At 36.3% G+C, this 17,401-nt stretch carries 13 protein-coding genes; 9 read left to right on the plus strand and 4 right to left on the minus strand.

Going from position 1 to position 17,401, the window contains the following annotated elements; genetic code table 11:
* Positions 1 to 149: 149 nt before the first annotated feature.
* Positions 150 to 656, minus strand: coding sequence for a single-stranded DNA-binding protein (ssb, locus tag ACFIKJ_RS05325; protein WP_375625993.1), 507 nt, complete (start codon positions 654 to 656; stop codon positions 150 to 152).
* Between the two features lie 333 nt (positions 657 to 989).
* Here ssb and uvrA point away from each other — a divergent pair, with 333 nt between their 5' ends.
* Positions 990 to 3,905 (plus strand): excinuclease ABC subunit UvrA, encoded by a 2,916-nt coding sequence (gene uvrA / locus ACFIKJ_RS05330; RefSeq protein WP_375625995.1) that lies wholly within the window; start codon positions 990 to 992, stop codon positions 3,903 to 3,905.
* 24 nt (positions 3,906 to 3,929) lie between these two features.
* Here uvrA and ACFIKJ_RS05335 read toward each other — a convergent pair whose 3' ends face one another.
* A complete protein-coding gene (locus ACFIKJ_RS05335) occupies positions 3,930 to 4,064 on the minus strand; it encodes a hypothetical protein (protein WP_375651837.1) in 135 nt (44 codons plus the stop codon).
* Between the two features lie 906 nt (positions 4,065 to 4,970).
* Here ACFIKJ_RS05335 and ACFIKJ_RS05340 point away from each other — a divergent pair.
* The 3 genes from ACFIKJ_RS05340 to ACFIKJ_RS05350 all read left to right on the plus strand — a co-directional run bounded on the left by ACFIKJ_RS05340 (position 4,971) and on the right by ACFIKJ_RS05350 (position 7,479).
* Complete coding sequence (locus ACFIKJ_RS05340; RefSeq protein ID WP_273754282.1) at positions 4,971 to 5,309, plus strand: P-II family nitrogen regulator; 339 nt, start codon at positions 4,971 to 4,973, stop codon at positions 5,307 to 5,309.
* Between the two features lie 59 nt (positions 5,310 to 5,368).
* Positions 5,369 to 6,778 (plus strand): type I glutamate--ammonia ligase, encoded by a 1,410-nt coding sequence (gene glnA / locus ACFIKJ_RS05345; RefSeq protein WP_015856529.1) that lies wholly within the window; start codon positions 5,369 to 5,371, stop codon positions 6,776 to 6,778.
* A 155-nt stretch (positions 6,779 to 6,933) separates the two neighbouring features.
* Entirely contained in the window at positions 6,934 to 7,479 is a 546-nt protein-coding gene (locus tag ACFIKJ_RS05350; protein WP_375670325.1) for a hypothetical protein, read from the plus strand.
* 34 nt (positions 7,480 to 7,513) lie between these two features.
* On the opposite strand, the gene ACFIKJ_RS05355 is transcribed toward ACFIKJ_RS05350, so the two are convergent.
* Positions 7,514 to 8,296 carry an ATP12 family chaperone protein gene (locus ACFIKJ_RS05355; RefSeq protein WP_375670326.1) on the minus strand — a complete coding sequence of 261 codons (783 nt, stop codon included), beginning with the start codon at positions 8,294 to 8,296 and terminating at the stop codon, positions 7,514 to 7,516.
* 779 nt (positions 8,297 to 9,075) lie between these two features.
* Between ACFIKJ_RS05355 and ACFIKJ_RS05360 the strand changes: the two genes are divergently transcribed.
* The 5 genes from ACFIKJ_RS05360 to ACFIKJ_RS05380 all read left to right on the plus strand — a co-directional run bounded on the left by ACFIKJ_RS05360 (position 9,076) and on the right by ACFIKJ_RS05380 (position 12,931).
* Positions 9,076 to 9,534 carry a hypothetical protein gene (locus ACFIKJ_RS05360; protein ID WP_375670327.1) on the plus strand — a complete coding sequence of 153 codons (459 nt, stop codon included), beginning with the start codon at positions 9,076 to 9,078 and terminating at the stop codon, positions 9,532 to 9,534.
* Positions 9,521 to 9,874 carry a hypothetical protein gene (locus ACFIKJ_RS05365; protein ID WP_375648341.1) on the plus strand — a complete coding sequence of 118 codons (354 nt, stop codon included), beginning with the start codon at positions 9,521 to 9,523 and terminating at the stop codon, positions 9,872 to 9,874. The genes ACFIKJ_RS05360 and ACFIKJ_RS05365 overlap by 14 nt, the downstream gene beginning before the upstream one ends.
* Positions 9,826 to 10,725: a DUF6421 family protein gene (locus ACFIKJ_RS05370; RefSeq protein ID WP_375670328.1), complete on the plus strand. Its 900-nt coding sequence runs from the start codon at positions 9,826 to 9,828 to the stop codon at positions 10,723 to 10,725. The genes ACFIKJ_RS05365 and ACFIKJ_RS05370 overlap by 49 nt, the downstream gene beginning before the upstream one ends.
* Positions 10,726 to 10,805: 80 nt before the next feature.
* Complete coding sequence (locus ACFIKJ_RS05375; RefSeq protein WP_375670335.1) at positions 10,806 to 11,429, plus strand: DMT family transporter; 624 nt, start codon at positions 10,806 to 10,808, stop codon at positions 11,427 to 11,429.
* Between the two features lie 236 nt (positions 11,430 to 11,665).
* The gene (locus ACFIKJ_RS05380) at positions 11,666 to 12,931 is read left to right on the plus strand and encodes an acetyl-CoA carboxylase biotin carboxylase subunit family protein (RefSeq protein ID WP_375670329.1); all 1,266 of its coding nucleotides are present in this window, start codon (positions 11,666 to 11,668) and stop codon (positions 12,929 to 12,931) included.
* A 974-nt stretch (positions 12,932 to 13,905) separates the two neighbouring features.
* On the opposite strand, the gene ACFIKJ_RS05385 is transcribed toward ACFIKJ_RS05380, so the two are convergent.
* Entirely contained in the window at positions 13,906 to 16,659 is a 2,754-nt protein-coding gene (locus ACFIKJ_RS05385; protein ID WP_375670330.1) for an autotransporter outer membrane beta-barrel domain-containing protein, read from the minus strand.
* Between the last annotated feature and the right edge of the window lie 742 nt (positions 16,660 to 17,401).

The raw sequence follows: 17,401 nt of genomic DNA on the forward strand, positions 1-17,401 counted from the left end.
GACAAAAAAGAAATTTAACAATATTTTTCAATATGTTATTAATTTATATTAAAATTACCAATAATAATCAACAATTTCCACTTCGCTAAACTTCAAAAATCTGAAACAAACAAATCATAAAGTAATCATGATACTGCAATTAAAGACTCTTAAAAAGGTACGTCATCATCTAATTTGTGTGAAAAACTTTCTCCCAATTGATTATTATTTTGACCAAACGTATTTCTCTGATTTGAGTTACTATCGGCAAAGCCACCACTATAACTCCCCCCTTGACTTGCTCCTTGCTCCCCGCCCGCGGTTCCCCGCCCATCAAGCATTTGTAATTCACCACGGTACTTTTGCAAAACAACCTCTGTTGTATAACGGTCATTTCCATTTTGATCTTGCCATTTTCGTGTCTGTAACTGCCCCTCAATGTAAATTTTGCTGCCTTTTTTTAAATATTGCTCTGCAACTTTGACAAGGTTTTCATTAAAAATAACAATACTATGCCACTCAGTGCGTTCTTTTCGCTCATTTGTATTCCGATCACGCCAACTTTCTGAAGTAGCAATACGCAAATTTGCCACTTGATCACCAGAATTCAAACGGCGGATTTCAGGATCCGCACCAAGGTTACCAATCAAAATAACTTTATTAAGGCTACCAGCCATCGCATAAACTCCAAAATTTTAATTCGTAAAATACTCTGTTTTATAATAGTTATAACCATCTTGACCTTCAATTTACATGTCTGCAATTGACCTTCAATATGGATATTGCTATCCTTTCCCAATATTGTATCCGTGTAATTATAACAAAAGATGATAAAGACGCATAGTTTATTCCACCACGAGAGAATAAAAAGCTACTCATTTGTATTCCTCTTTTCATAAAACTTATACCTTCTTTTAGCATTAAAGCAGTTAAACACATTGTAATTCTAAAAAAACAGTTTTATTCCATTTTAGATGCTCAGTTTTTGTCACATATGCCAAGGGTAAAATATGACTTATCAAAAATATATCTCCATTCGCGGTGCACGTGAGCATAACCTTAAAAATATTGATCTCGATCTGCCTCGTGACAAACTCATTGTTATAACAGGACTTTCTGGATCAGGAAAATCATCCTTAGCTTTTGATACAATTTACGCTGAAGGACAACGCCGCTATGTCGAAAGCCTTTCAGCCTATGCACGCCAATTTTTGGAAGTCATGCAAAAACCCGATGTCGACCGCATAGACGGTCTATCTCCAGCTATCTCCATTGAACAAAAGACAACCAGTCGCAACCCTCGTTCAACGGTAGGTACCGTTACTGAAATCCACGACTACATGCGTCTTCTCTTTGCACGTATTGGTATTCCTCATTCTCCTGCGACAGGACTTCCTATTGAAAGCCAAACAGTAAGCCAAATGGTGGATCAAATTATATCCTTACCAGAAGGAACAAGAATTTTTATTATGGCACCCTTGGTGCGAGGACGAAAGGGCGAATATAAAAAAGAGCTAACAGAACTTTTAAAAAGAGGATTTCAACGCGCTAAAGTTGATGGAAAATTCTATGAAATCGCCGATATTCCACCTCTTGATAAAAAATATAAACACGACATCGATGTCGTGGTAGACCGCATTGTTGTACAAAAAGATATCACCTCTCGCTTGGCTGATAGTATAGAAACCTGTTTACAATTAGCAAATGGACTTGCCATAGCTGAAATGGCAGACCAGCCCTTGGCACAAAAAGAAACGACAAAGGAATCTGCTCATAAATCAAAAAATGATACACACAAACGGCTCATTTTTTCAGAAAAGTTTTCTTGCCCTATATCTGGTTTTTCTATTCCTGAAATTGAACCACGCCTTTTTTCGTTTAATAATCCTTTCGGGGCCTGCCCTCTCTGCGATGGATTAGGTATAAAAAAGGCAATGGATCCACTAAAAATTGTGCCAAATAAAAATCTTACCCTAAAGAATGGAGCCATTGCTCCTTGGGCTAAATCGGATTCACTTTATTACAGACAAACCTTAGAAGCATTAGGAAAAGCTTACGGTTTCAAACTCACAGATCAATGGTGTGAACTCTCTAATGAAGCACAACAGGCAATTCTCTACGGTACAAAAAAAGATGAAATCTCTTTTATCTATAAAAATAATTCTGGTTCGCATAAAACAACCCAACCTTTTGAAGGAATTATCCCCAATATGGAGAGACGCTGGAAAGAAACCGATTCTGCTTGGTCTCGAGAAGAAATCGAACGTTATATGTCTTCTTCGCCTTGCCCAGCTTGTCATGGTTATCGTTTAAAACCAGAGGCACTTGCTGTAAAAATCCACGGAATGCATATTGGGCAAATATCAGATCTTTCTATTCTAAAGGCAGATGATTGGTTTGCCAATATTCATCAATATCTCACAGAAAAACAACGTAATATCGCTATACGTATTTTAAAAGAAATTCGCGAACGTTTAGCTTTTTTAAATCATGTAGGATTGGAATATCTTACCTTGTCTCGAACTTCAGGAACGCTTTCAGGTGGAGAAAGTCAACGCATTCGGTTAGCATCCCAAATTGGTTCTGGTCTTACAGGCGTTCTTTATATTTTAGATGAACCATCTATCGGTTTACACCAACGCGATAATGAACGCCTTTTGGAAATGCTGCGCCATTTACGCAATCTTGGCAATACAGTTATTGTCGTTGAACATGATGAAGACGCTATTCTCACAGCAGATCATGTTGTCGATATGGGCCCTGCCGCGGGCGTTCATGGCGGAGAAATCATAGCGCAAGGGACACCACAGGAAATTATAGAAAATTCAGCCTCTCTCACAGGACAATACCTTTCAGGAAAAATGGCTGTTAAAATACCTGCCAAACGACGTAAAATATCAAAAATGAAAACACTTAAAGTCATCGGTGCCAAAGGAAATAACCTCAAAAATATCAATGCGAATATTCCTCTTGGAACCTTTACATGTGTAACCGGTGTTTCTGGAGGAGGAAAATCAACATTTCTTATTGAAACACTTTTCAAAGCAGCATCACATCATATCATGGGCTCTCATCACAGCCCTGCCAGCTATGACAAAATTGAAGGATTAGAATTTCTTGATAAAGTCATTGATATCAACCAGTCCCCCATTGGACGCACCCCACGCTCTAATCCCGCAACCTATACAGGCGCTTTTACACCGATTCGTGAGTGGTTTGCCGATCTTCCAGAATCAAAAGCCCGTGGTTACAAAGCTGGTCGTTTTTCATTTAATGTTAAAGGAGGACGTTGCGAAGCATGTCAAGGTGATGGAGTCATAAAAATTGAAATGCACTTTTTACCTGATGTCTATGTTACTTGCGATGTCTGTAAAGGAAAACGCTATAATCGAGAAACACTAGAAATAAAATTCAAAGGACAGTCTATAGCCGATATTTTGGATATGACAATTGAAAAAGCAGAGGAATTTTTCCAAGCTATTCCCGCTATTCATAATAAAATGGAAACTCTCATTAAAGTAGGATTAGGTTACATAAAAGTAGGACAGCAAGCAACCACACTTTCTGGTGGGGAAGCACAACGTGTGAAACTTGCGAAAGAACTTTCACGTAAAACAACGGGACGTACACTCTATATTTTGGATGAACCGACAACAGGTTTACATTTTCACGATATTTCCAAACTTCTTGAAGTGCTGCATGAACTAGTCGAGCAAGGCAACACAGTTATAGTCATTGAACATAACCTCGATGTTATAAAGACAGCCGACTGGATTATTGATTTAGGACCCGAAGGTGGAGATCGTGGTGGCGAAATCGTTGCAATTGGACGCCCTGAAGACATCATTAAGGTCCCCGCTTCCTACACAGGAAAATTTCTAAAAGATGTTTTACTGCGCCCCTCTCTCTATAATTCCAATTCTTAAAAACGGTTTCCATTGTAAAATAAATCATACGAACAAAGCCTGTACTTCTATTGTTACCTTGTAAACACCAACACCTAATTCCAGTGGTGCAACATGTTTAAAGCAAAGGCTGAAACAATTTAGCGCTTTATAAGCTGTTTCAATTTTCGTATTGCCCATAGGAACGCACGCATAATTGCGTATTTATTCTCTGTTTTGTTTATATCTGAAACGACCAAACAGCCCAATTTGGAAAGAATACGAAGTTTTAGGATATAAATAAGTTCCTATCTTTACATCTTCTTTTAATTTATCTTTACGATTTTCAAAGGTATCCGCAGCAGTATCTTATAATGAAGATTGCCCATTGCTTCACGCTTTTGTTTATCGCGTTCCTTAATGGAATCACATTCCTCACGAAGAGACAAAACGCCCCAAACAAAATATATTTGCGTTGCCAAATCACACATCTGTTTTAAAGAAATATTTCTCAACGCTCTCAAGCCCATTTCACGACGGTACCTAATGCTATAATGATAAATCCACTATTGTACACAACCATCTTTACGTTTATGAAGGAGCATGATCGGCATCATCACACTCTTTTCCAATATTTGTCTCCCCCTACTCCCTAATATTGCAAAACCTTTAGTTATCGAAAGCTTTCATAAAAAGCATGTTATTTTTTCAAATGTTTTTATCCACACACTCTTACTATTCATGATATACAAAGGTATCGTTTTGATTGATTGACGATAAAAAGATCTAAAATGAGAAAATCTTACGCTATTAGAGTTTCTCATTCCGTATAGAAAACGTCTAATTATCCTTATAAATCAACGTATTATCTAACAAAAAAAACAAAACTCTTTTATTATATTATTTTAATTCTTGTACAAAAATTGTAAGATTTCTTCCCAAAAAACAGTATTTGACTTTATTCTACAAAAGAAACTCTCCTAAAAGAGCATAGAGTGTCATTATTTTCGACTTTTTGTGCACAAAGTATCTGTTGGACATCTTACAGTTGTCAATATAATGTGATGCAGTCTAAAAAGACAAAATAACGTTGGAGATAATTTCAGCATGAAAAAAATTGAAGCCATTATAAAACCTTTCAAACTTGATGAAGTGAAAGAAGCGCTTCAAAAAATTGGGTTACATGGTATTACAGTAACAGAAGCGAAAGGTTTTGGCCATCAAAGGGAGCATACAGAACTTTATCGTGGCACGAAATATGTTGTTGACTTTCTACCTAAAGTAAAGATTGAAATTGTTGTGTCCGATGAAAAACTGGAACAAACTGTTGATGCAATACGTAAAGCAGCTCAAACCAAACATATAGGAGATGGAAAGATATTTGTCTTTTCCATTGATGATGCCATTCGTATAGGCACCGACGAAACTGGTATCGATGCCCTTTAATAAATAATGAGAAAATTCACTTTTTTATCCACCTCAACGCCATATTAAGGAAATTGAATATGACAACCGCATCAGATATTATCAAACAGATTACAGACAATGAAATCCGTTTTGTTGATTTACGTTTTACTGATCCACGAGGAAAATTGCATCACATTACAATGGATATCGCAGAGATCAGCGAGGATACTTTTAGTGATGGTGTCATGTTTGATGGTTCTTCAATTGCTGGTTGGAAAACAATTAATGAATCTGACATGGTTTTAATGCCAGATCCAGAAACAGCACATATTGATCCTTTTTTTGCTCAATCCACTTTGGTTATATTTTGTAATGTACTTGATCCTGTCTCTGGTGAATTTTATCGTAGAGATCCTCGTTCTATCGCCAAAAGGGCTGAGGTTTATATGAAATCTTTAGGCATTGGAGATACAATTAATGTAGGTCCAGAAGCAGAGTTTTTTATCTTTGATGATGTGCGCTATAAAACGGATCCTTACAACACAGGGTTTAAACTCGATTCAAGTGAACTTCCCTCCAATGATGACACGGAATATGAAACAGGCAATCTAGGGCATCGCCCACGAATAAAGGGAGGATACCTTCCTGTTCCGCCGATTGATTCCTGCCAAGATATGCGTTCTGAAATGCTCACAGCACTCAAGGATATGGGCGTACAGGTCGAAAAACACCATCACGAAGTAGCAGCAGGCCAACATGAATTGGGTATTCGTTTTGATACACTCGTTCGCGAAGCTGACAAGATGCAAATTTTTAAATATGTTGTACATCAAATAGCAAACAGTTATGGGAAAACAGCAACCTTCATGCCAAAACCAGTTTTTGGTGATAACGGCTCTGGAATGCATGTCCACATCTCCATTTGGAAAGATGGCAAACCCATTTTTGCAGGAAATGAATATGCCGGTCTATCAGAAACCTGTTTATTTTTTATCGGTGGTGTTATTAAGCACGCAAAAGCAATCAATGCTTTTACAAACCCATCCACAAACTCCTATAAACGTTTGGTTCCTGGTTATGAAGCTCCTGTTCTTCTTGCCTATTCAGCACGTAATCGTTCTGCATCTTGCCGTATTCCAATGAGCTCCTCACCAAATTCAAAACGCGTAGAAGTTCGTTTTCCAGACCCAACAGCAAATCCCTATTTGGCATTTGCAGCCCTTTTAATGGCTGGTCTTGATGGCATCAAAAACAAAATTCATCCCGGACATGCTATGGATAAAGATCTTTATGATCTTCCCTTAAAAGAACTCAAAGAAATCCCTACTGTTTCAGGAAGTCTGCGTGAAGCGCTTGAAGCACTTGACAAAGATCGTGGCTTTCTTAAAGCTGGCGACGTTTTTGATGATGATCAGATTAATTCCTTCATTCAAGTAAAGATGCAAGAAGTCTTGCGCTACGAAACAACACCTCATCCTGTTGAATTTGATATGTACTATTCTGTTTAAACAATCAATACGCATTCTTCTGATTTTTAAAATGGAGGCAAAAGCCTCCATTTTTGTGGATATTCTTCTCATGCAAAAGCGCAAGAGGCTTTTTGCTCATCCGCTTTTCCTTTATAATGTGTTGAATCTCTTCAAATGAACTAACAAGGTCTCTAATGCCGCGAATTTGTTTTCTCGTTCCCTTTCTTTTATGCATTGTCTTTATCACATCAACAACTCAAGCACATACGATAACCAATCAAAAACTCATAGCTCTTGAAAAAGCGGCATCCGCTTATAGTAAAGCACTTAAAAATGCCGATGCAAATGTCATCTTAAATGCTATTCCTCCCCAAATCATCAACCGCTTAACCGCTAAAAAAAATCTTAGTCAATCACAATTTCGACAAATCATGAAAAGCCAAATAGAACGGTTGGCAGAAAGTTACAAGATTGAAACGATCAACATTGACCAAAAACAAAAACGTGAAGGTACACTTGATAATGGCACCCCTTATTTTGTTATACCCGTGGAGCTTGTAACCACAACAAATGCTGGAAAAAAATGCTCTATTCACACTGAAATTATTGCCCTACTTCACGATAACCAATGGTATTTTATCCGCGGTAATGACAAAACGCTCTTAAACATAACCAATGAACTATTTCCTGGACTTGAAAAAGTAAAAATCAATCCCCAAAAAGTCACAAAAATACTCTGAGTGAAAAGAACGCACGTAAATAAAAGATTTACCCCTATAAACAAGTTGTAACAATTGTAGCAGCAGCCTTAAATTCAACTTTTTTATGAGCACGGCGTACCATTGTTTCTTTATCTATTCCCCATTGTTCCATCATCCAATCTTCATCTAAATGGGCAATAGACCAAGCATGATCAGCATCAATATTTCCCGCAGCAACAGCAAGAGCAATGAGAGCAGATCCCGTTAAGGTTGTCATCATATGAAGTGCGGCAAGCATATAAGGAGACTCAACGCTACGTAAATAATGACTCACAGCTTGAAGTGCTTCTGGTGATTGTTCCACATGCATCAGCCCTTCTGTCAAATAAAACCTTGCACCCAGTTTTTTTTCTGCCCAGTCTAATAAAGGATCCCATTGCTCAGATTGTTTTTGCACCAACTCTTTAGGTGTCTGTGCACGATAAAAGATCATATCACACGCAACGAAACGCAATAAATCTTCAAAAACAACCTGCATATCATCAGCGATACCATCAATAACAGTATTAACCAAACGCGTCATCGGCATTTTTGCAGGATCAACAACGTGCTTTTGGTTCTCAAATTCCTGAGCAACATATTCAGCAAACACTTCTGTTGGCACATGAAAATGACGCCTTGCGGGCGTTTTAACGGGACGTTCGTCCAACAAAATCGTAAAGCCGACCTCCCCACAAGCAATCTTCACTTGCTTATAAAACCGTTTTGGGTGTGATTGGCATGAAAGATTTTGAATCTTTTGAACAGAATTCTTCTTATTCAATGGCATATCAAAATGATCCAAAATCTCACGCATATTGTTTACCTCTGATCTTTCAAAAAAACGACTGTTTCTTTAGGTTCTGTAGCTTCAATAAGGTTTAATCTGACCTTCTTAACGATTCCAAAGAAGAAAAAAGACCTTACCACCCCCCACTCTAATTTAAGAGTTATATTTCATGTTTCTTTTACAAACAAGACAATGATAATATCTTTTCATATATTCAATACAGTCATGAATATAGAGTAATCTTTTTAAAGTATCATCTTAATTAAAAAGTTTAATACATTGAATATGATAATAAAGGTGATCACGATTTATCATTTTTCTTATTATCCACCTACAATAATGTTATCGACACGGACAGCTTCAAAAATACTTTTTGCAAAATATTAAAGCCAAAAAGTTCATCATCCCCAAAATGATAGAACAGTGTGCTTTACGTGTCATTTACCTTCGCTTAACCATTCCAATAATTCTCTAACATATCCAATAAATACCCCTTGCATAGAATTTTTCCTGCTCAATCACTCCCCTAAACGACGGTGTTTTACAGCATGATAGAATAATGAAAAGACCAAATTATATCGTAAATTTGCTCTCACATATACATTATTTTATAAAGCACTAAATTACTTAACGCATTGTGCTTGATATACTCTACATATTGCACTAGTTTAAATTTAGGCATATAATTATAAAGAATAGAGATCATGCAATCTGAAAATAATACTTTTATCTATACACTTATCCCTGCAGATACTAACTGCACAGCTGCAGCACAATAGTGGCTTGACAATCACAATCAAAATATTTTGTCCACTGACTCGAGATCCTGTATTATCTTATACACAACTCTTGAAGAAGCATTTAATGAACTTGCTCAGAAAAAGGATGGATATCTCTTAAGCTGTGCTGCTTACCCTGATTTGCATACACTCATATTTACCCGTTTAGGTGATATGCAATTATTTGACAGCTTTATCATGCCTACTCACTCTATGGTTTTAGCTAAACGCAATAACGCTGATAAAATTAAAACCGTAGCGACTCATTCTGCCCCGCAATCTTTGGTAGCTCATCAATATGACAAAGTATTTGCCAACAGCAATGCTGATGCAGCCGTTCTTTGTAAGGCTGAAAAAGCCGATGCTTGTATCACAACATCGGTTGCGGCAAATCGCTATAGGCTGAGTATTGTCGAAAATTTTGGACAAGTGCCAATGGCCTTTTTGCTCCACTCACTAAAGTCAACTAATCATGAAAAAATCTGAAGCGCTTCTTTCCATTGTTAACTTGGTTGACAAATTCCGTATGCGCCAAGAACGAGATGGGAGCATTAAGGAACCAACTTCAGCAGATAATAATATGATCAATGAATTGATCACTCTGCTGAACCACCATGCCAATATTCTTGACGGATTATCTCCAAAACTTTTAGCGACCATTTCTGATGATCTTCATCAGTGGATAATCAGCGGTTTAACGACCCCTCCTAAATTTGATAACACTTTGGCTGCTTTCAAAGCCCATTACCAGATGCTCCCTTGTTTTTCTTGGCTCCAATGCGTGCAACAAATGGACCTGATCCAGAAGGATTCCGGCTGGAATTAGTTACAGGATATCGTCATGAAACGGCCTATCTGGCTGACGCCTCAAAATATACAAATAATTATGTATCACCATTTCAATGTATAAAAATGGGAATAGCATCAAGAGGTTTTTTAGAAGGCAATTGCATTGTTCTATTCCCAGAATCTGTAGCGGCTGCTCAAAAAATTGATAAGCAAGCATTTGCTTTGTTTTTTTTCAGTAAATTCTTTGATATTTACAATAAGCAAACAATTGTGGAAGCTGAACGTTTACTCGGTCGAGATAGTAAATTCCTGTTCGGTCAATTGCATAGTCGTAACTTATCTAAAGAAGACATTTACGATGCTCGCTGTTTGTGGGGCTATTATCATGACTATGCACATCATACCGGACCGCGGCCATTGGATAAAAATCTGTATATAAAATTAAATTGGTTTACAGGTCTTCTAGAAGAAACTAAAGTTGATTTAATTACAGTGCGTATTATGCTACAAAATCATCCAAAATTTTGGAAAGAAATAACTGAATTTGTCCTATTAGAACGCATATTTCGTTATCCACAAGATTCTGATCAGCATATGACATTCGATGCTGGTACAGGGATCTTGCTTTTTGAAATATTGATGCGGAACAAAGCATTGATTGAAACAAATCAAGGTTATCTTCAATTTGATTTGGAGCGTCTTGAAAAAGTAATAATATTGATGATAGCAGATATAGAAGCACTTGAAGCATTAGATGATGACGCTTATTTGGCAGGAGCTAAAGATTATATCCAAAATAATCTTGGAAAGCCGCAAACTTCACAGTCACGATTTAATTTTTCAACATCATATTATGCACAGCGAGTGATTAGAGGATTAAATCATTGAGTTTTATAAAAGGACGGTTACTATTATTTACTTTTGCCATTCTAGCATTGTTTTCCATAAGTTGGTTATTATCTAAGAATTTGGTTAGCAATATACCCGTCATGCATGCGGTTGGACTTAGGTTGTTTGCCACCGCTGCCACCTTATGGCTGATTGCAATATTTCGTGAGAAAGCTGTTTTCAGATCCCTACCATTGCTTTCCATGATACCTTCTTTTTTAATTCTCTCAGTGTTAGGATTTTCGCTGTATTTTGTATGCAGTTTTGGCGCATTAAAATCACTCAAAGCCAGTGATTTAACCATGGTGCTCGCTACTATTCCAGGTATTACCTACATATTGGGTGCACTGACGAATAGCCTTACGTTCTCATGGTTAAAACTTATCGGTATGATCATTGTCAGTGTAGCGGCTATAGCATTTAATATAAACAGTGCAGAGGGTGGATATTACAGCCTAATAGGAACAGCTCTTGCTTTAACAGCAGCACTTTCTTACTCTGCTTATGGTTTATTGTCTAAACGTTATCTTAAAAATCTACCTTTGCTCACCTCACTGGCTTGGATCACGACAATTTCTGCAGCATCATTTATACCATTATTTATTTTTGATCCTGCCCCACTCTTATATCTTAAGTTAGAAGATATATTTAAAATATTGATTTTAGGAACTGTTTGCTCGGCACCAGTTTACGTATTATACTAAAAAGTTTTAGCCGAAGGAGGCGTATTATACGCCAATACTATCGGCGTATTATCCCCTTTTGCAGTGGTTGCATGTGAATGGATAATCGGCTCGAACCCTTCTCTCAATATGATCAAAATAATTGCTATGATTGTAGTTGTTATAGGGATGATACTCTTATTTATAGATGCATAAAAGGTATCTACATGGCAACATAAACGCCATTCTCAAAACTCCAAATTTAATGAGGAAACAAAATGAAAAAACTCGCGTTAGTTTGCCAACGCAATGCAAAATTACCATTTATATTTGAAGCAGCACAAGCAGCTAATATCGAATTAGTAATGATCTATGATACCGCTGAAAGCGCTCCCACTCAACACCCCGCAGCAGTCACTTCAACTTGGCAACTTCCTGTTTTTGATAACCCAGAGTTAGCTCTAGACACTTTTGCAACAGGAGCAAAAGAACGCAATATTGCTGGGGTTATGACCCTTCGCGAAGAAGCCATTCTATGGACAGCTTTGGCTGCAAAAAAAATCAACACTCCAAGTATTGAACCAGAAGTAGCAGCATTAACCAGAAATAAATATCTCATGCGTCAAGCTTTTGCTAAAGCAGGCTTAAGAACACCAGGATTCCTTTATATAGATAATCCAGAAGACCTATCACAAACACAAGCCTTAGACTATCCGCTCGTTATTAAACCCGTTTCTGGATGGGCAAGTACAGGCGTCATGTTAGCTAAAAATTCCGCCGAACTTCCTGATCTCATTAAAGCCGTATGGAATGTTCAGCATAAAGATATGGCACGTTTTAATGATAAAAGTAAACCTGTAGGTTTAGTTATAGAACAGTATTTGCCAGGAAAAGAGTTTGTCGTAGAATGCTTTGTTGATACAGCAGGTGTACATGTTCTGACCGTTGGAGACAAGGGACAGCCTGAGGGACCATGGTTTGAAGAAACAATTTATCGTCAACGCTGCGATATAGATGATCCTTTAATTATTGCTTTATGTGAGGCTGCATGCTCTGGAGTTAAAGCTCTTGGCATAAATATGGGTGCTGCCCATGTAGAGCTACGTCTAGATGCTAATAATTTACCTTATATAATTGAGATCGGCGCTCGTATAGGTGGATCAGGTGTCTCCCATTTTATTGTTGAGAAAGGTACAGGGATTTCATTTGCAAAACTATGTATGAATGCCGCTTTAGCTGAACCAAACCCAAACCTTCCCGATATACTCCCAGCTGAAAAAGTGGCTGCAAATTACATTATTCCTCTTCGTGGTCATGGACGGTTTTCTGGATTTTTTGGTCTAGATAAGGTTGCACAGCATCCTCAAACCGCCAGAACTATCATTTTCTTTGAAACCAATCATACTTCACCACCTCCACCAGCATTTGGTGGATATCCTGGTTTTATTTTCTCTGTTCATAACTCAAACGAAGAAGCACGCAATTACCATAAATGGCTTGATGACACCTTAAGCATCATATGGAAACACCACGTTTATCAATAGTCCGATAAAGATATTTCTACTGACCCTCAACTTTGATATAAATCTTATCGATACAAATGAAGTCACAATGCGAATGCGAATGCCTAAAACTTCGCAAATATCTTTCCATTAAAGATGCATATTTCAAAAAACAGAAATTGAGGGAAATATGATCTACTTTTACACCCCATTTTAATAAAAGCTCTTCAATGTTTCTGTATTTGAAACAATAATAAAAACTTCTAAACGACTTTTTCGATACGACCAACCTCTTCTCCCCACGTCTCAAAGAAGAAAAAAAGATCTTACAGCCCCCACTCTGATTTAAAAGTTATATTTCATATCTATTTCACAAATAAGACATGATCTTCTTCACATATTCAATACAGCCATTAGAACAATTTTTTAAAGCATTTATCATTATAAGAACTGAAGATGTTGAATTTGATGGTAAAAGTGTTCAAGCTTTACCACTTTTCTCATGATCCACCTACAATAATGCTATCGATACGAACAGCTTCAAAAACGCTTTTTACAAAATTTAAAAGCATAAAAATGCGTATTATCCACGAAACAATAGCGCTTTATATTTGACATATGCCCTCCTTTGCTTAACAGCAAAAGCTCTTAAATCAACAGTCAACACACCTCCCTGCCTTTCATGATTGATATCAGCAACTTCAAACGACAATACTTTACAGCATAATAGGATAATAAAGCTACTATTTTAAAAAGCTGATGACGAATACATCCAAAATATCTATAGCCAAAATAACACAAATAGATTTACAGTCTCATTATCAATTTTTTTGAAACATTTAAGCCCCCCTATCAACCAGATAAAAAAATAAATCAACGTGATCCTTTCATACTTATTAAAACACATGATGCCATTATTAAAAGAAGAAATTAAAATTGCTGCACTATCAATGGTTTAAATCAAGGAAATAAAACAAAACTTTAAAAATCACATTTATTATTTTTAAAAAGATTTATTAAAAATGATAGCGCAAACCACCAGAAAAATGAACTCCAGAAAAACCAGCCTTGGTTAACCTATGCTGATAGCTAACATCACTGTGGAGTGTAACTTTAGAAGAAAACTGTGAATTGACACCCAAACCAACTTCTAAGGAAGAGCCAAAAGAACCCAACTGGAAAGCATCTTTAAAATGAACAAATTGTTCTTTATCAAAACAACGAGCAAGATGAATATTACCATAAAAAGAAGTGATCCGATCCTTTTCAAATGCTGTAAATGTTTTACTTAAACGTCCACCAATACGCACAAACCATTGACCTATTTTTTTCATCTCAACATCAAATCCATCAATATCACGAAACTTATCAAATTGAAGATATTGATAAATAAGCTGAAGTTGCGGATCAAAAATAAGATCTTTATATCCTGTCATAAACACTTTACCAGCAGAAAACGAAACGTTCAAAGGATTTGCTTTTAATGTCGCCGTCTTACCCCAAGCATGGGTAAGCACATCCCCTTTAAACAAACCATAAGATAAAAGACCATCTATATAAAAACCAGTGTTGTGTTTCACACTACCGTATGTCGTAAATGACCATTTATTAAACGTACTCTTTTGGCTTTGTTCCACGTTACGAGGTTGTAAGGAAAGCTGTCCATAGGTTCCCATAATCCCAAAAGATGTCGTACCATATGCGCTCTCTATTGTTTTGAGCAAAATGTTTGTTTTTATAGCATTATAATCAACATGACCATCGTACCCATATTTAAGTGTAGAAAGATCTGAGACATAACGATAACTCCCACCATAACCGTGGACAGATAAAGCAAAATTCCCTTCAACTTTTAATAATTTGCGAGGAATAGACTGCGTAACTTGCAATTCCTTTTGTTGATTACTGATATCCATGAGTCCAATATGAAACAAAGCATTTGGTAATAAAAGATAGGTTGGAACTTGTGGAACAACCTCTCTGACCTTTAACTCAGAATGAGGGATAACAGACGTCCCCAAAGAAGGCTGAATATACTTACTTTCAAGGCGAAAATCCCAAAAATGTCCATTTCCTTCAACCAATCTTTGAGAAATTTGTGCATTTCCAAGAGCAGAATCTGGACCATAAGCATGAAGATAATATCGGTAAGGCAACCCTTCTAATGCAATATAAGCACGATCTAACTGAAAAGAATCCTCTGCCGCTTTTCCAGAAACCTGAATAAGTGAAATACTATGAACATTTTCACCGGTTGCTATCTCACCTTGGTTTCCTGTGACAAATTGCACATAAACTGTCGTTTTTCCAGAAACATCACCATGTATCAAAAGCCGATCAGTCTTTTTATTATCGAGCAAACCATCACTACTGAAATGTGTATTGAGATAAATATCAGCACTTTCTTGCGCACTATAAACTTCTTTCTCTCCCTCCCCAATATAAAGTGTCTGATAATCCTGAAAAATTGGAGTTTCAAAAGCAATAAAACTATCAGAAACTTTCACAAATGAAATAAATGAACTTGTGCGGTTTGCAGCTTGCGAAGCTATCTCTCTTCTTTTTGTCAAAAACCATTTTGATCCCCTTGTCAAATAAAGCTCAGCAATAGAATCATCGGCAACACGAGTCCCTCCTATCAATGAAGAAGAATCAGCCAAAATCGCTACAGTCCCTCCCTTTTCAGCTGTTAATAATAAGTCACCAAAAATTTTTGTACCTTCTGTTACTGCAATATAACTACGACTATTATTACTGTGAATAGCTGTTCCATCTGGAACCTCAAAAATCGTCCTTTTCAAAAAGACAAGTCCCTGTTCATACCCATCATTCCCCCCATCCATCTCAAAATACATACCATGTTTATTACCTATTGCTTTAATTGTTGAATCTTCAATATTAACCCGCGAAATTAAAATATTTCCTTCCCTTCCATTATTGGACAGTGTGTTAGAATCTTGTCCAACTGTTAAAACATGAACATCCGTAGAAATAATATTAGTATTTTTTAAATAAACAGAGCCCTGATGTTTTACATTGAAAACTGTATGTGCAATCTTTTCACTTGTATTTTCATTGTCTTCTGTTTTTTGATATTTTGAAGTAATGGTAACACCATCTAAAGTCGCACTCCCCCCTCTCCCCACATAAAGCGCAGCAGCATCATTCACATCAATAAAACCACTTTTCATCTGAATACCCGCATCAGCCCTAACGAAAAGAGCACTCTCTTGACCGATACCCAAACCTTCCACTTTAATTTTTGTATTCGTTAACGTAACAGATGCTCCTCGCTTCTCTGCATAAGCTGCAATCTGAGAAGCCTCAATTGTTCCACGATTAACCTCAATCATTCCACTATCAGCTTTAAGACCTATTGACACATTTTTAAAAGCTGAATCACTCAAAACAATTCTTCCCCCTCGTGATACAAAAACACCATAACTATCTTCTATACCCGCAGTAGCTTCAACCTCTACACGCATTGCCTGAATAACTGTATTTGGCTCCTGCACTACTATAGCAGCAGGCAATATGAGAGAACTACCCTCCCCATTCTTTTCTTTAACAGGTACCGTGAACTTATATACTTTATCACTAATTGTATGCTTTACACCATCACTGCATTTATAAGGCAATTTGTTTTCGTCACATGACAGTGATGTATATGAATGAGAATGCGCCTCAATATTTATATTTAATAAAAAAGAAAAAATAGCTGCTGTAAAAACACACGAATACAAGTGATTTTTAGATACCTTGGTTATCATTGTTTTTCAAAACTCTCTTTTTTTCAACAAAACAAAAAATGCTGGCAAAAAAAACAAACCACGAATTAAACACAATAAGAATAAAACAAATTGATGTTTTTTGTTTTTTATGATAAATTATAGCATACTCATAATATGTTTTGTGTTTTGTGTAAAGAAAGAACAAAAAGTTTAAAAACACCATTTATGATGACAATCTCTTTAAAGAGTGCATCTCAAAAAACGCGAAAAATGTGAATTTTGAAGAGATATAATATTCAATTTATCTCACCACCGAAAAATAAAAATGCAACAAAATGATAACAATTTTTAAGATTTAAACAATCGAACCGTTTTAATAAAAATACGATATAATGAGATATATTATATGAAAGCTATAACAGCATCATTTCTTTAACTACAATAAAAAAACAAAAAATCGCACACTAATTTATAACCTAATGTACACAATTTCTGTATTAAAAATGCTAGTATCTAACAAAAAAATTATCATAAAATGAAAAGATCTTTATATCAAAATTACTTGCATAATACTTTAGATCTTTTGATAAAATCTAAAATACAGTAAAACACTCACCATCTTAAAATTAAAAAACACCAAAATAAAATTTCATCAAAATCAGTTTTATGAAAGCTATCTGTTTATTATCATTAAAGCAGATATTTTAGCAAAGCTATTATTTGACATTCTTTATATTGAATAAATTTCTCTAAACAACAACTCACTATCCTCCACTATCAT

The organism is Bartonella sp. PS7NMGDW (genome assembly GCF_042193585.1).
Taxonomy (GTDB): Bacteria; Pseudomonadota; Alphaproteobacteria; order Rhizobiales; family Rhizobiaceae; genus Bartonella; species Bartonella grahamii.

What these genes read in the sequence shown, in the direction of transcription:
- ssb (WP_375625993.1), bottom strand. Translation starts at nt 656, where the DNA reads ATGGCTGGTAGCCTTAATAAAGTTATTTTGATTGGTAACCTTGGTGCG.
- uvrA (WP_375625995.1), top strand. Translation starts at nt 990, where the DNA reads ATGACTTATCAAAAATATATCTCCATTCGCGGTGCACGTGAGCATAAC.
- ACFIKJ_RS05335 (WP_375651837.1), bottom strand. Translation starts at nt 4,064, where the DNA reads ATGGGCAATACGAAAATTGAAACAGCTTATAAAGCGCTAAATTGTTTC.
- ACFIKJ_RS05340 (WP_273754282.1), top strand. Translation starts at nt 4,971, where the DNA reads ATGAAAAAAATTGAAGCCATTATAAAACCTTTCAAACTTGATGAAGTG.
- glnA (WP_015856529.1), top strand. Translation starts at nt 5,369, where the DNA reads ATGACAACCGCATCAGATATTATCAAACAGATTACAGACAATGAAATC.
- ACFIKJ_RS05350 (WP_375670325.1), top strand. Translation starts at nt 6,934, where the DNA reads ATGCCGCGAATTTGTTTTCTCGTTCCCTTTCTTTTATGCATTGTCTTT.
- ACFIKJ_RS05355 (WP_375670326.1), bottom strand. Translation starts at nt 8,296, where the DNA reads ATGCGTGAGATTTTGGATCATTTTGATATGCCATTGAATAAGAAGAAT.
- ACFIKJ_RS05365 (WP_375648341.1), top strand. Translation starts at nt 9,521, where the DNA reads ATGAAAAAATCTGAAGCGCTTCTTTCCATTGTTAACTTGGTTGACAAA.
- ACFIKJ_RS05370 (WP_375670328.1), top strand. Translation starts at nt 9,826, where the DNA reads ATGCGTGCAACAAATGGACCTGATCCAGAAGGATTCCGGCTGGAATTA.
- ACFIKJ_RS05380 (WP_375670329.1), top strand. Translation starts at nt 11,666, where the DNA reads ATGAAAAAACTCGCGTTAGTTTGCCAACGCAATGCAAAATTACCATTT.
- ACFIKJ_RS05385 (WP_375670330.1), bottom strand. Translation starts at nt 16,659, where the DNA reads ATGATAACCAAGGTATCTAAAAATCACTTGTATTCGTGTGTTTTTACA.